Raw genomic sequence first — 14,251 nt, 5'->3', positions numbered from 1 at the left:
CCGTTTCAAGTTTCAGTACTCACTCCGTCGTATCCTCGACGGCCCAGCGCCAATGTGGCCTGAACACCGTCTTGCGCAGTTCCGTGCGGCCGATCCCGGCACCGGCAGCCGAATAGCGCTCCTCGAACAACTGCAGGTGTTGCGCGCCCCAGGCGAGAACTTCGACGCTCTCACGGCCGTGCAGGACAGCAGCAAAAGCAGGCAGCGCGATCATCGAAAGAACGCCCGCGGTCACGGCAGGGCGATAAAACCGGCTGACCACCTTCATGCGATTTTCGCGACCGTGCCTGGCCAGGATGACCACCGTCAGCATGGCGTAGAAAGCGCTGTTTATGATTGCGAAGAGATAGAAACCGCGGCCTGCGCCCGCGTCTTCGATCAACAAGGCCGGCAAGGCGGAGCCAACGGCGATCGCCACGTATGGCGCATACACTTTGAAGGGCAACGGATCGACTTCCGAAGCTCCCTTGGGAGTAACACGAAACTCGACGAAGGTTCCCGTCATCCAGTCGCGCACGGCAGCGACACTGCCAGCCAGGGCCCACGGCCAGCGGGCCAGCAGGAAGAATGCGCTTTCCCAGCTCCAGATCTTGGCATCGACCGGCCTGAAGCAGCCTGCGGCACGCCAACGGAAACACAGCGCTATGAGGATCAGCCATTGCGGCAGGAAATGCGCCAGGAAGTCCGGATAGGTGACAGCCACGAAATTTTCGTCGCGCAGCAGCGCAATGACCGGCGTCGCCACCATCAAAGCCATCAGCGAAGAAAAAAGCGGGTACCAAAGTTGGGAAAACAGGAACTGGAACTGCAAGCGCCGCGGCAGGCGAGGCACATAGACCGGCGAATATTGCAAAAGCAGCGTCACCAGGCTGCGGGACCACTGGAATTCCTGGGTAACGAGGTCGCCAAAAGTACTGGGCCCGTCGCCATGTGCGATTGCGTTCACCGCATGAATGCCACGCCAGCCGTGTGCATTCATCATCAGGGTCGTGGAATGGTCCTCGGCCAGTTCCGGCCCCAGGCCGCCTATTTCCTTGAGCGCAGCCGTGCGCACCGCATAGTGTGATCCGAAACAGAGTGGAGCGAGCCCGGCGTTGTGGCCAACCTGCATCGCCCCATGCAGGCTTGCCTCTGCATAAAGCCGCCCCCGAGCCGACCAGCTTCGGTCAGCATTGCGATCGCAGATGCTCGGCGCGGAAACATAGCCGATCGACGGGTCGGCGAAAGGCCGCAGCATGTTCCATAGATAGTCGGGTTCCGGGATATGATCGGCGTCCAGCTGCGAAACGAAATCGTAGCGGTCGTAACCGTAGTGATCGTAGAAGAAGGCGAGATTGCCTTCCTTGCAGCGCGTGCGCCGTGGCCATGCGGGGCGATGATAGTCAGGTCGGCCGCGACGGGTCGAAATGAAGACGCCATACCAACGGCACCAATCAATTGTGTCGGGCGAAGGATCTTCATCGGCAAGCCACGTATCATGCGGAACGGTCTGCGCCAGCATCGCGCGCAAGGTCTCGGCAACGACCGAAAACGGCTCCGAGGGTGCCTTGGTCACCACCATGGCGACGCGACTGCCTGCAGGTATCCGCAAGGAACCGGTGGGATGGCGGGCACGCGCGAAGACAACGATCAGATAGACCGGCATCAGTGTGATCCAGGCAAGTTCGTAGGTGGTCAGAGCACTTCCGAACAGGCTGAAGTGATGGGACGGCTGGAGCCACCAGACCCAGAAATAAAGCAGCGCCATGAACCAGAGCGCGACGCCTACGAAATACTCCGCACGGCGATGACCAGTGAGGACCGGAGCCATCAACGGCTTCTGAGCCGGTCGGGCACAGCGGTTTTCGATGATGGAGGATCTCATCATGGCTGCACCTCCAGACCGAAAAAAGGCGCTGCCGTACGTACGATGGTGTCGAGATCCGAATATTGCGGCGAGAAGCCAAGCGTCGAGCGGGCAAGACTCGGATCTGCGTAGAGCACGGGGGGATCACCGGCGCGGCGCGGCTGGATGGCGATCGGGACGCTGTGCCCGGTGACGCGATCGATGGTTTCGAGGATTTCGAGGATGGAGGCACCGTGCCCGGTGCCGAGATCCACGGCGAGATTGCCGCCACCCCGCGCCAGATGCTCATAGGCCAGTACATGTGCCCAGGCGAGATCACTGACGTGAATGTAGTCGCGTATGCAGGTGCCGTCGGCGGTGTCATAGTCGTCGCCGAACACTTCGAGCCTTTCGATGCGGCCGGCGGCAGCCAGCAACGCCCGTGGAATGAGATGCGTTTCGGGATCATGCCACTCGCCAAGCTCACCTTCGGGATCGGCTCCACAGGCGTTGAAATAGCGCAGCGCCACATAGTGCAGGCCAAACGCCGTGGCATAGTCGGCCAGCATATGTTCCGCGATCAGCTTTGTCTTGCCATAGGGATTGATCGGAACCTGCGGCATGTTCTCGGCGATCGGAAGACTGGCGGGCACGCCATAGGTCGCGCAACTGGATGAGAAGATGACCTTTTCCAGCCCGGCCTGCCGGGCGGCGTCGAGCAGCGACAGCATCCCCGCGACGTTGTTGTGGTAATATTTTGAAGGATCCTCGACGGATTCGCCGACATAGGCGGAAGCGGCGAAATGAATGGCCGCCGTCGGCTGAAAACGCTCCATCGTGCGCGTCAGATGAACGGTATCCAGCACATCGCCGTGCACGAACGGCCCCCAGCGTACCGCCGAACGGTTTCCAGTTGCCAGATTGTCATAGACCACCGGCTCCATGCCTCTCGACCGCAACAGCTTGGCTGTGTGGCTTCCGATATAGCCGGCGCCACCGGTAACGAGGATACGCCGGCTGCCCATCATGCCACCTCCGTAAGCTCGCGCCCTTCGGCGGCGAGGACGGCTTGGAAATGAGCAATGGTTTTTTTCAACCCCTCGGCCAGCACCACCCTGGGCTGCCAACCCAGTTCGCGCATCGCCAGCGAAATATCGGGACGCCGCTGACGGGGATCGTCTGTCGGTAACGGGCGATGAACAACGCGCGATCGCGACCCGGTCAGGGCAAGCACCTGCTCGGCGAGTTCGCCGACTGTGAACTCGACCGGATTGCCCAGATTAATTGGCCCCGTCAGCGACGGCGGCGACGCCATCATGCGCAGGAAACCGTCAATCAGGTCATCGACAAAGCAGAAGGAACGCGTCTGCGAACCGTCGCCATGAATGGTGATATCCCTGTCCTGGAGAGCCTGGACTATGAAATTGGAGATAACGCGGCCATCGTCGGGCCGCATGCGCGGTCCGTAGGTATTGAAGATGCGGACAATCTTGATCTCGACGCCACGCATTCTGCTGAAGTCGTGAAACAGTGTCTCGGCGCAACGCTTGCCTTCATCATAGCAGGAGCGCGGCCCGAACGGATTGACGTTTCCCCAGTAGCTCTCGACTTGCGGATGAACGTTCGGATCGCCATACACTTCTGAAGTCGAGGCCTGAAGGATGCGGGCGTTGTAGCGGGCAGCATTTTCCAGCAGGTTCAGCGCACCAAGCACGCTGGTCTTGGTGGTGTGGATCGGATCGGCCTGATAGTGCGGCGGCGAAGCCGGGCAAGCGAGATTGTAGATCTCGTCGACCTTCAGATCGATCGGATCAACGACATCGTGGCGAAGCAATGTGAAGGCCCCCGACGACCTCAGATGCCGGACGTTTTCCGGCCTGCCCGTGGAGAAATTGTCGATACAGACGACCCGATGTCCTTTGCGGATCAAGAGCTCGCACAGATGCGAGCCCAGAAATCCCGCACCACCGGCAACGAGAATTGTCCTGGAAGATTTGGGACGCGGTGTCCGCAAAATGTCGTTCCAAGTCGGCTCAATATTTGCCGGCTCGGAACGAAATAAATAGTTGGTTACTCTACTCAACAACGCCTCCAACGATTTTACGCAAACTCAGTTTTTTTGCTTATTTGTTTCGCAATTCGAATTCTTTCCAAATATTATTTGTTATACTCCATCTACCTGCCAATATTTAACGATGTTAATTGGTAATTAGGCATTAAATATTTAGAGCATATGTTCTTGGAGCTGTCGTTATCCTTGAATCCGAGATGTTATCCCGGTGTACATTTCTCTCAGCCAAGTCTGGCGACGACGCGTGCGTGAAATGCGGGCCAGTCCGGACGGTTCCGCAGCCACAAATTGTCGCCATGAATCTAAGGCACGTAGAAGAAACCGGCTTTTGCTCTGCAACTTTTTGAAAGGTTGCAGCGTTTGTTCGGCAAGATGGTCCGGGTTGGAGGTCCTGAGTGAGCGATCGTTCAGACCAGCCTGATAGGGTGAACGCGTCGGCCGACCCGGAAGGGACGCCCCGCGTGGAGCGGCGACGTTGGCCACGCGAACCCGATCAGGCGAACGGTGCGGCTTTTTCCGCGCCGCCGGCCCTCACGCCGCTGCGTTTTTCAACAGCGCCACTCGAACCGGCAGAACAATTCTCCATCTGGCGTTCTCACCTGGAGCCCATAGTCGAAGTCAACCTGCCTGACGGGGTGACTCCGCAGAATGGCTTTGCCGCCGAACATACGGCCTGGAATCTTGGCAAGATGCTGCTCGTGCGGCAGCGCACCGATGCGTATCGCTACGCACGGTCGGCTGAAAAACTTCGTTCGAGCTCCATAGACCATTGGTACATCGGCATTCCACACAGAGGAAATGCCTGGACCGAGGTCGATGGCCATGTCGTGGAAAGCCGCCGCGACACGGTCACATTTCGCTCGCTCGGCCACCCCTATCGCGGAAGGGCCACCGAAAGCGAGGTGACCCTGCTCTATATGCCGTACGACCTGTTCGCCGGTCACGCCGGTATGCTGGTCGCAGCCAACAATTCAGTCTTCACGGGCAACTACGCGACCCTTTTGATCGACTATATCGGCAGCGTCGAAACAAGACTGCCGACACTTGTGGCCAGCGACCTTGTGAAGATCGTCTACACAATACGAGACATGCTTGTGACTTGCCTTGCGGAGGCAGCGGCCAGTCGCCAAAACGGCGTCAACCCGTTGACATTGAGCGCGATGGAGCGGGTGCACCACTACATTCACAGCAACCTCGGCTCGCAGGATCTCAATCCCGACAGCATCTCTCGTGCGATGGGTATCTCCCGCACTCGCCTCTACCAGTTGTTCGAGGCAAGCGGTGGGGTTCTCAACTATATACGCAGGAGGCGCCTGCAGGATGCTTATGCGGCGCTCAGCGATCCGGCCAACAACCAGCGCGTGCTGGACATTGCCGAGGAAGCAGGTTTCGACGTTGCAGCGAATTTCACGCGCGCGTTCATCCACGAATTCAGGCTAAGCCCAAGCGATGTCCGGAAGGCGGCTGCCGGCCAGGTGCCTGCGGTTACCCACATCGATCAATCGGCGACGCCAACTTTCGAGAAATGGCTGCGAGAACTCGGTCGCTGACATTCAAATCGATATGGCTACACTGTTGTCGCTTCGGCCGATGCCATGGGACTTGTCATCGATCGCCTCCATGCATGGCCTGTCCAGCCAACCAATCCCATACCCCCTGAACATCGACATCCCTGAGCCGGTCCCGCGTGGACAGGGCATACCATGCGCGGCCGGTTTCGAGGGCGTAGCCGTAAGGGTGCACGAGCGCCCGCGTTGCCAGGGCAACCTCGACCAGCGGCAGGCTGCCCAGCGCCACGCCCTGGCCGTGTTCGGCCGCAGCAAGTGCAAGATCGCAATCACTGAAGTTGCTACCGTGCCAACTGCCATTCGCCTCGACGCCAGCGCCCCTCAGCCAATCTGCCCAGCCAAGCGGCCGCTCGTCATGGATGAGCGGGACCCGAAGCAGGTCGGACGGTTCGTCCAGTGTTCCCGCCAGCGTCGGAGATGCAACCGGTGACAGGATGTCCTTTGCGATAAGCAGGTTCTCGTACCCCTCAGGCGGCGCTTCGGCGTGGATGATCGCCAGGTCTATCTCCATCGTCTGGAAATCGATCGCAGTGCCGCTGGTATCGAGCCAGGGCTCGCAGGCAGGGACAGCCGCCTGCAAGGAGGGCAAGCGATGAAGCAGCCATCGCCGGCTGAAATCCCGCGGCGCATAGATGACGACGCTGCCGGGCTTTCGATAGGGCTCCAGGCGCCGGTAGCCCTCCTCCATCAATTCGAGGCAGCGGCGTACCGTGCGTTGATACTCGCGCCCCGCATCCGTCAGCCGAACCTCACGGCCGATGCGCAGGAACAGCGGCTGTCCGACATGGCCCTCGAGCAGGCGCATCTGATGACTGATTGCCGACTGGGTAAGGCCGAGTTCCTCGGCGGCACGGCTGAAGCTTTCGAGCCGCGAAGCTGCTTCGAACCCCTTCAGGAACTGAGTGGGAGGAATATGTCGAAACCGCACCATTCATGAATTCCATTCAATAATAGCAGGAATCCTTCTCAGTTGTATGGGATCACCATCGGCATAACAATGAGCTCCACACATGAATGGAGAGTTTTCATGAATGCCATTGAGTGGCCCGCGCAACAGCTGAAATTTCGTCGACCGGCGGAATTCGAGCCCCACGCGAAGACGTGGATGGCGTGGCCTCATCGTCAGGACCTGTACGGTGCCGGTCTATCGGCAATGCAGCGGGCGTACGCCGATGTCGCACAGGCCATTGCCCGGTTCGAACCCGTCAGCATGGTGGTTCATCCCGATCATGCCGGTGGTGCCCTCGCCATGCTTGGAAGCGGCATCACCGTCGTCGAGATCCCGATCGACGATTGCTGGATCCGCGATTCAGGCCCGACCTTCCTGAAACTCGCCGATGGCAGCCTCGGCGGCGTATCCTGGCGCTTCAACGCCGCGGGCCGCAAGCATGAGCCTTATGACCAGGACAATGCGCTGGCCGAACGCATCCTGGCTCGAGAGAATGCCCTTGCCCTTCGTTCCTTCCTCTATTGCGAAGGCGGCTCACTGACCACCGACGGTGAAGGAACGCTGATCGCGACCGAAACCAGCCTGCTGCATTCCAATCGCAATCCCGGCCTGTCGAAGGCATGGGTGGAGAAGGAACTCATTCGCATGCTCGGTCTCGAAAAAGTCGTTTGGCTGCCAGGCGACCCGCTGGATCTCGAAACGGACGGCCATGTCGATGGCATGTGCTGCTTCGTGCGTCCCGGCGTGGTGATGTTCGAGTACAATCCCGACCCAGCAGATCTGCACGGGCGCATACTTGCCGACAATCTTGCGGCTTTGCGCAGTCAGACCGACGCACGTGGACGCAGCTTCGAAGTCATCCCCATCCCCGAGGCCTACGATGTCGAAGCGACCAGCGACGTTTTCGCACGTTCCTACATCAATTTTGCCATCGCCAATGGCGGCATCGTCATGCCGACCTTCGGCCGTCCTTCGGGCGAAGAGGCCATGGCAGCGGTCGCACGCGCCTTTCCGGATCGAAGCATCGTCACCGTCGATGTCGGGGCTGTCGTGCCTGCCGGAGGCGCCATCCACTGCATCACCCAGGAACAACCACTGTAATGGACCAACCAAGGAAGCCATCATGGACACGTCGTCACGTCATCATGGCAACAGCAGGATTGGCGCTCATGCCTGAGATCGCGATCAAGCCGGCGAACGCGGAGAACCGGAAGGTGACAGTTCCCTCGGAAGCAGAACCACATGCCAGAACCTGGATGGCATGGCCAAGCACGCCGGCCGTTTACGGTGGGCCAGGGGCTTATTACGAAAGTGTCCAGGAGACGCTCGGTCGACTGGCGGCGGCGATCGCCGAGAACGAGCCGGTGACGATGGCCGCGGCAGCGGAACATCACGCCCTTGCGGCAGAGCTGTGCGGTCCCAAGGTCGGGCTCGTCGACATCGCGACCGACGACATGTGGATGCGCGATTCCGGACCGGTATTCGTGCGCGCTTCAGGCGGCACGATTGCCGCGGTCGATTTCCGCTTCAACGGCTGGGGCAATAAGCAGGCGCATCCGCGCGATGCCGAAATAGCTTCCAGTGTCGCCAAATCCGCCGGCGTCGATCGTCGGGTCTTTCCGGTCAGAGGCGAAGGTGGCGGCATCGAATATGACGGCGACGGCACCCTGTTGCTGACCGAGAGCTGCTGGGTCAACGACAACCGGAACCCCGGACTCAGTCGTGCCGAGATCGAACAGCACCTCAAGCAGGCGCTCGGCGTCGAGGTCGTGATCTGGGTCCCTGGCGTTCGCGGCAAGGACATCACCGACGGGCATATCGACGGTTCGATCCGCTTCGTGAAACCCGGGCTGCTCGTCGCCAGCGGTTGGCCAGGCGATACGTCCGAATGGGGTCGGGCTCACGAGGAGGCGCTCGCCATCCTGGCCAACGCTGCAGACGCGCGGGGACGCGGTTTCGAAGTGATCTCGATTCCCTCCGCAACGAATCCGCGTTCCGCGAGCGAGGACTTCCTGACCAGCTATGCGAACTACTATGTCGGCAACGGCGCGCTCTACACGCCGCAATTCGGCGACAGGAAAGCCGATGCCATGGCCCGCGAAACACTCGGCCGGCTGCATCCGGAACGCCGCATCGTCCAGCTCGACATGGACCGCATCTATGAGAATGGTGGCGGCATTCATTGCGTCACCCAGCAGCAACCTTTGTGAGGTGAACCATGCGTCAGCTGATTGCGGCCGCCGTCCAGATTTCCTGCACAGACGATGTCGAGGCCAATCTCGACAAGCTCGGGCACCATGTACGCGAAGCATCCAGGCGCGGCGCGAAGCTTGTCGTACTGCAGGAACTGTTCGAAGGCGTCTATTTCTGCATGGACGAGGACAGGCGCCACAATGTCCGTGCCCGCCCGCTCGATGGCCATCCGACCATCGCCCGCATGGCTGAACTGGCACGCGAGACGGGCACCGTCCTGCCGGTATCGCTGTTCGAGCGTGATGGTTCGAGATTGTTCAACACGCTGGTGATGATCGACGCCGACGGCAAGGTGCTCGGCCACTATCGCAAGAGCCACATCCCGGACAGCCCCGGCTATTCCGAAAAACTCTACTTCGCCGATGGCGACACCGGCTTCAGGGTCTTCGAAACCGCCGCCGGCAAGATTGGCGCCGGCGTCTGCTGGGACCAGTGGTTTCCCGAGGCCGCCCGCGCCATGGTGCTGATGGGCGCCGAGGTGTTGATCTACCCCACTGCCATTGGTTCGGAGCCTTCTTATCCCGGCTGGGACTCGAGGGATCATTGGCAACGTGTCATGCAAGGACACGCCGGCGCCAATCTTACCCCGGTCATCGCCGCGAACCGTATCGGCGTCGAAAAGGGTGAGACCAACGAGGTGGTGTTCTACGGCTCCTCCTTCATCACCGACCACACCGGCGCCAAGCTTGCCGAAGCCGACCGCGTCTCCGAGAGCGTGATCACAGCCGCTCTCGATCTCGATGAGATCGCGGCTGCCCGGCGCAGCTGGGGGGTGTTCCGCGATCGACGTCCCGATCTGTATCAGACGCTTCTCGAAACAACACCGGAGCGGCTGCTCGCCAGGGATGCGGCCTGATGGCAAGCGGCGTCCAGCCCGCTCCGATGAAGACCATCGGAGCGTCCGCAAGGCCTGCGCGACGCTCTGATTGAATGGCTCCGGCAACGAACCGGAGTACAATACCAAGGGAGGAAATGATGAAATTTTGGCCCGCGCTTGCCGCGGCATGCTTTTTTGCGACCTCGGCTCTGGCCGAAGAAAAGGTGCTGCACCTCTATTCCTGGGAATCCTATTTCGGCCCCGACACCATCTCCAAATTCGAGAAGGAAACCGGCATCAAGGTCTCCTATGACCTGTTCGATTCCAACGATATGGTCGAGACCAAGATCCTCACCGGCGGATCCGGCTACGACGCCATCACTATCAACCTGTCGCCACACCTGCAGCGTGAATTGCCTGTGGGCGTTTGGGCCACGCTCGACAAGGGCCGGCTTTCCAACCTTGGCAATCTCGACCCGGCGGTGGTTGCGCGTGTCGACGAGATCGACAAGGGCGGCGCGCATGGCGTGCCATGGATGTGGGGCACGACCGGTGTCGGCTACAACATCGACAAGATCAAAGCCATCATGCCCGACGCGCCGGTCGACTCGCTGCGCATGCTCTTCGACCCGGAAATCGTCAGCAAATTCGCCCCATGCGGCGTCACCATGCTCGACGATTCCGAACAGGTCCTGGGCCTCGCGCTGATCTATCTCGGCCTCGACCCGGACACCACCAATCCCGACGAGTTGCAGAAAGCGGTGGATGTCGTCACCAGGGTCCGCCCCTATGTGCGCAAGTTCCACAGTTCCAGCTACATCAATGATCTTGCCGAGGGAGATGCCTGCGTGGCGCTCGGCTTTTCCGGCGACATGCACATCGCCGACATCCGCGCCAAGGAAGCAAAACGGCCGTTTTCGATCACCTACCGGCTGTCGAACGAGGGCAATCTGATGTGGGCGGACGTGCTGGCCGTGCCAAGCGACGCCCCCCACCCGGAGGCCGCGCACGCTTTCATCGATTTCGTGATGCGGCCCGAGATTGCCGCGTCGGCCGCCCGGGACACCGGCTTTTCGACCGCGAACAAGGCCGCGCTTGCCTTGCTCGACGAAAAGCTGCGCACCGATCCGGATCTCTATCCGTCAGCGGAAGCCCAGAAGCGCTTTCATCTGCCCAAGGCGCTCGATCAGAAGGCGTTGAAGATGTGGTCCAAGGCATGGAACCGGGCCAAGGGCCTGGAATGAAAGGCCAAGGCGACGTTGTCGTCGTCAGGCATTCTATTCGTTGATCAGCCCTTCCAGCCGTTCGATCCAGAACGGACTGCGCGTGGCAACGATATCGTAGCCGAAACGCCGCGATTTCTTGATATCCGCCAGTTGCTCCGGCGCCGTGATCTCGCGGCGCCGGCCATGCCCCAGCCAGAAGACGCGCAATTTCAGCACATCCAGCGCATGACGCGTGGTGGCGTGGTCGATATCCGACCCGTGGTCCTCATAGACAAAAACGCTATCGCCTCCGAGCAACATCGTTGCGCCGGAGAATGCGGCAATCTCCACCCCCTCGACGTCGAGCTTGACGATAAATTTGTCGAGCCCGGCAAAAAGCGGCAGTGCAGCAAGATCGTCGACGCTGATCGTGTCGCATTCGAGAATGGGGCGTGAGCCGTCGGCAGGATCGACGGTGGTGCGCGCCTCATGCTTGACGCCGAAGATCCGCACGTGCTCACCGCTCGCCGCGCCGATAGCCCGGTTCAGGGCACTGTACCGTCCGCCGTTGAGCGAACGATTATCTTCCAACACGCGGAATGTATCCGCCGCCGCCTCGATCGCCACGGTCGGCTTGTTGCCGGCTTCAGGACCACTCGCCAGGATCGACCAGTAGCCGTAGTTCGCGCCGCCATCGATGAATCCGTATTCGACGTCACGCGCAGCGTCGAGCAGCGTCAGCATCGAGCGCTCGTAGGAGTAGTCGGGCAAAAGCAGGATCGACCAGTACGGATCGCAATAAGGAACACGCATCGACGCACCAGGCGTCAATGCAAAGACCATCGACCGCTTGCTTGGCAGCAAGGCACGAACGCCGCGCGCCACATAAGAGAACCCGAACTGGCGCAGCGGCAGCAGAACACGCATCGCCAACCGCAGTGTCCGCAAGGCGACAGCCTCATGCAGGCTCGCGCCTTCTATGCGACCGCTGCGCGCATCGATCCCGATATCTCTTGCCGTGGGCTTCAGCATGCGCGCTTCAATATCCGAGATCGTCTCCAAATACGATGCCACCAGCATACCCCAAGATCGTTTCCCCCCAATGAGGCTTTTAGCCTCGACCGCCCTTACATCACGTTTGTTGCGCTTCTGCCGGGAAACCAACTGTTAACCTTACCATCAGGCCGGCAAGGCAGGGGTTCTTGGGCTCATCCTCGACAATCCATGTTGGAAATCTCGTGATGGTCCCGCACCACTCACGAAAAACGAAAGATGTGCTCGCCTCCCGTCATCGGGGACGCTCCGCTTGACAAAGCTGTTTCCCTTCTTATTTTACCAATTAGCTAATTAGCCGATCGGAAAAATAATGGACCAGCTCAGCCTCACCTTTCATGCGCTTGCCGATCCGACCCGTCGCGCCATCCTGATGCGGCTGGCTGAGAGCGACGCCACCGTCAACGAACTGGCGGAGCCATTCGACCTCCGTCTTCCCACTATCTCGAAGCACCTCAAGGTGCTGCAGGAAGCGTCCCTCGTTTCCCAGACCCGCGAAGCACAGCGACGGCACTGCCATCTCGAAGCCAAAGCCCTGAAGGAGGTGGCCGACTGGGTCTGGAATTACCGCACGCACTGGGAGGAAAGCTTCGATCGGCTCGATGCCTTTCTGAGCGATATCGCAGCAGCAGGAAAAGCCACCAAGAACTAGCCGAACACCCCGTTACCTCAACCCAACCAATTGTTTTGTTTAGAATGGAGTAGTTTTCATGTCCAAGACCACCTTTACCGCCGAAACGGGCAAATACGAGATCGTCATGACGCGGACGTTCGATGCGCCGCGTGAACAGGTCTTCGCCGTCTACACCGATCCCAAGGCAATCCCGAACTGGTGGGGCCCAAGCTGGCTGACGACGACGATTGACAAGTTCGAGCCAAGGCAAGGTGGTGTCTGGCGCTTCGTGCAGCGCGACAAGGCGGGCAACGAATATGGCTTCCATGGCGTTCACCATGAAATCACAGCCCCTGCCCGCATGGTGCGAACCTTTGAATTCGAAGGCATGCCCGGCCATGTCCTGCTCGAAACCGTCACCTTCGAAGACGTAGGCGGCAAGACCAGGATCGTCGCGCAATCCGTGTTCCAGTCCATCGAAGCGCGTGACGGCATGGTGCAGTCGGGCGCTGAGTCCGGAGCAGTCGAGAGCTGGGATCGCTTGAACGCTCTGCTCTCCGCCTGAGTATTCGCAAACGAAGCTGAAGCCGCCGACCCTGCCGGCGGCTTTTCGTTTGCAAGAACAGTTACTTCTTCCCGTTCAAGGGGCTGCGTTGATCAAGGACATTGGAAATGATCACATCATTTGCCCTGCTGGATATCCTTGACAGCTTTGTTGAAAGTCTGCGATGAAACGTTTCATCGCGTTCGGGAGGAAAGGACGCGATGGCAAATCGTGGAGGAAGAAATGAAGTTCGGAAAGATTATCGCCGCCGGCATCCTGGCGGCTTCGCTGACCGTGCCTGCTGTCGCTTTCGCCGCCGACAAACCTGTTGTCGGTCTGGTTATGAAGTCGCTCGCCAACGAGTTCTTCAAGAACATGCTGGAAGGCGCCAAAGCGCATGAAGCCAAGCGCGGTGACTACACGCTGAAAGCCGTCGGCATGCAGTCCGAGACTGATATCGAAACCCAGATCAACGCTGTCGAAAGTTTCATCACCGAAAAGGTCGACGCAATCGTCGTGGCGCCGGCAGATTCCCGCGCGCTGGTGCCACCGCTGAAGCGCGCCATGGAAGCCGGCATCGTCGTCGTCAATTTCGACGTGGCGCTGGACGAGAAGGCCAAGCAGGAAGCCGGCGTCGAACTCGCCTTCGTCGGACCTGACAACCGCGCCGGCGCCAAATTGGCTGGCGACGCGCTCGCCAAGAAGCTCGGCGAAGGCGCCAAGGTCGTCATCATCGAGGGCAACCCCGGTGCCGACAACGCCGCGCAGCGCAAGCTCGGCTTCGAGGATGCCATCAAGGACGGCAAGCTCAGCCTGATCGATTCCCGCACCGCTCACTGGGAAACCGAGGAAGCCAATTCGGTCTTCGCCAACATGCTGACCGCCAATCCTGACATCAAGGGTGTGATGGCCGCTAACGACTCCATGGCCGTCGGCGTCGTCAAGGCCATCGAGGCTGCAGGCAAGACCGGGCAGATCGAGGTTGTCGGCTTCGACAACATCCCGGCCGTGCAGCCTCTGCTCAAGGAAAAGAAGATGCTGGCGACCGTCGACCAGTTCGGCCAGCAGATGGCGGCCGATGCCATCGACAAGGCACTTGGCGTGCTTAAGGGGGGCGCACCGCTCAAGGGCTGGGTCAAGACCGACATCAAGCTCGTCACCTCGGACGACGTGAAGTAATCTCCTAGACCTGCTGCCGCACCCTTCAGCAGAGCGGTTCCGTTTCTACGGAAACACGAAAACGCTCTAACCCTTTGTTTTTAAGCAATTCCAGACAGAAAACTGTTACACATTTTTCGTCTGGAATTGCGCTGGGCGCGGCAGCGGAAGGCGGAACAACCCATGGCAAATCCA

General features: G+C 60.0%; 13 protein-coding genes. 8 read left to right on the top strand and 5 right to left on the bottom strand.

The window, feature by feature from the left end:
- Positions 1-19: 19 nt before the first annotated feature.
- Genes ACFJIU_RS00835 through ACFJIU_RS00825 form a run of 3 tightly spaced genes read right to left on the bottom strand, consistent with a single transcriptional unit; the run spans position 20 to position 3,863 of the window.
- Entirely contained in the window at positions 20-1,867 is a 1,848-nt protein-coding gene (locus ACFJIU_RS00835) for a glycosyltransferase family 2 protein (protein WP_379066667.1), read from the bottom strand.
- Positions 1,864-2,850: a UDP-glucose 4-epimerase GalE gene (galE, locus tag ACFJIU_RS00830; protein WP_379072875.1), complete on the bottom strand. Its 987-nt coding sequence runs from the start codon at positions 2,848-2,850 to the stop codon at positions 1,864-1,866. Before galE ends, ACFJIU_RS00835 begins: the two co-directional genes overlap by 4 nt.
- Positions 2,850-3,863 (bottom strand): UDP-glucuronic acid decarboxylase family protein, encoded by a 1,014-nt coding sequence (locus ACFJIU_RS00825; protein ID WP_379072874.1) that lies wholly within the window; start codon positions 3,861-3,863, stop codon positions 2,850-2,852. Before ACFJIU_RS00825 ends, galE begins: the two co-directional genes overlap by 1 nt.
- A 428-nt stretch (positions 3,864-4,291) precedes the next feature.
- Here ACFJIU_RS00825 and ACFJIU_RS00820 point away from each other — a divergent pair, with 428 nt between their 5' ends.
- Positions 4,292-5,446 carry a helix-turn-helix domain-containing protein gene (locus ACFJIU_RS00820; protein WP_379066665.1) on the top strand — a complete coding sequence of 385 codons (1,155 nt, stop codon included), beginning with the start codon at positions 4,292-4,294 and terminating at the stop codon, positions 5,444-5,446.
- A gap of 55 nt (positions 5,447-5,501) precedes the next feature.
- Here the strand turns inward: ACFJIU_RS00820 and ACFJIU_RS00815 are convergent, their stop codons facing one another.
- Positions 5,502-6,395 carry a LysR family transcriptional regulator gene (locus ACFJIU_RS00815; RefSeq protein ID WP_379066664.1) on the bottom strand — a complete coding sequence of 298 codons (894 nt, stop codon included), beginning with the start codon at positions 6,393-6,395 and terminating at the stop codon, positions 5,502-5,504.
- Positions 6,396-6,569: 174 nt separating this feature from the next.
- On the opposite strand from ACFJIU_RS00815, the gene ACFJIU_RS00810 reads away from it, so the two are divergent.
- From ACFJIU_RS00810 to ACFJIU_RS00795, 4 genes are all read left to right on the top strand, one after another.
- Entirely contained in the window at positions 6,570-7,514 is a 945-nt protein-coding gene (locus ACFJIU_RS00810) for an agmatine/peptidylarginine deiminase (protein WP_379066662.1), read from the top strand.
- 68 nt (positions 7,515-7,582) lie between these two features.
- A complete protein-coding gene (locus ACFJIU_RS00805) occupies positions 7,583-8,623 on the top strand; it encodes an agmatine deiminase family protein (RefSeq protein ID WP_379066660.1) in 1,041 nt (346 codons plus the stop codon).
- An 8-nt stretch (positions 8,624-8,631) separates the two neighbouring features.
- Positions 8,632-9,522 carry an N-carbamoylputrescine amidase gene (aguB, locus tag ACFJIU_RS00800; protein WP_379066658.1) on the top strand — a complete coding sequence of 297 codons (891 nt, stop codon included), beginning with the start codon at positions 8,632-8,634 and terminating at the stop codon, positions 9,520-9,522.
- A 116-nt stretch (positions 9,523-9,638) separates the two neighbouring features.
- Positions 9,639-10,727 (top strand): extracellular solute-binding protein, encoded by a 1,089-nt coding sequence (locus tag ACFJIU_RS00795; protein ID WP_379066656.1) that lies wholly within the window; start codon positions 9,639-9,641, stop codon positions 10,725-10,727.
- A gap of 33 nt (positions 10,728-10,760) precedes the next feature.
- Here ACFJIU_RS00795 and ACFJIU_RS00790 read toward each other — a convergent pair whose 3' ends face one another.
- A complete protein-coding gene (locus ACFJIU_RS00790; RefSeq protein WP_379066654.1) occupies positions 10,761-11,762 on the bottom strand; it encodes an FkbM family methyltransferase in 1,002 nt (333 codons plus the stop codon).
- A 292-nt stretch (positions 11,763-12,054) separates the two neighbouring features.
- On the opposite strand from ACFJIU_RS00790, the gene ACFJIU_RS00785 reads away from it, so the two are divergent.
- From ACFJIU_RS00785 to ACFJIU_RS00775, 3 genes are all read left to right on the top strand, one after another.
- The gene (locus ACFJIU_RS00785; protein WP_379066652.1) at positions 12,055-12,393 is read left to right on the top strand and encodes an ArsR/SmtB family transcription factor; all 339 of its coding nucleotides are present in this window, start codon (positions 12,055-12,057) and stop codon (positions 12,391-12,393) included.
- Between the two features lie 58 nt (positions 12,394-12,451).
- Positions 12,452-12,919 carry an SRPBCC family protein gene (locus tag ACFJIU_RS00780; protein ID WP_379066650.1) on the top strand — a complete coding sequence of 156 codons (468 nt, stop codon included), beginning with the start codon at positions 12,452-12,454 and terminating at the stop codon, positions 12,917-12,919.
- Between the two features lie 222 nt (positions 12,920-13,141).
- The gene (locus ACFJIU_RS00775; protein ID WP_379066648.1) at positions 13,142-14,077 is read left to right on the top strand and encodes a sugar ABC transporter substrate-binding protein; all 936 of its coding nucleotides are present in this window, start codon (positions 13,142-13,144) and stop codon (positions 14,075-14,077) included.
- Positions 14,078-14,251 lie beyond the last annotated feature (174 nt).

It is taken from the genome of Mesorhizobium sp. UC74_2 (genome assembly GCF_042701485.1).
In the GTDB taxonomy this organism is placed as follows: Bacteria; Pseudomonadota; Alphaproteobacteria; order Rhizobiales; family Rhizobiaceae; genus Mesorhizobium.
Note: the sequence above shows the minus strand (reverse complement) of the source record. Positions and strands in the feature narration are given on the sequence as shown.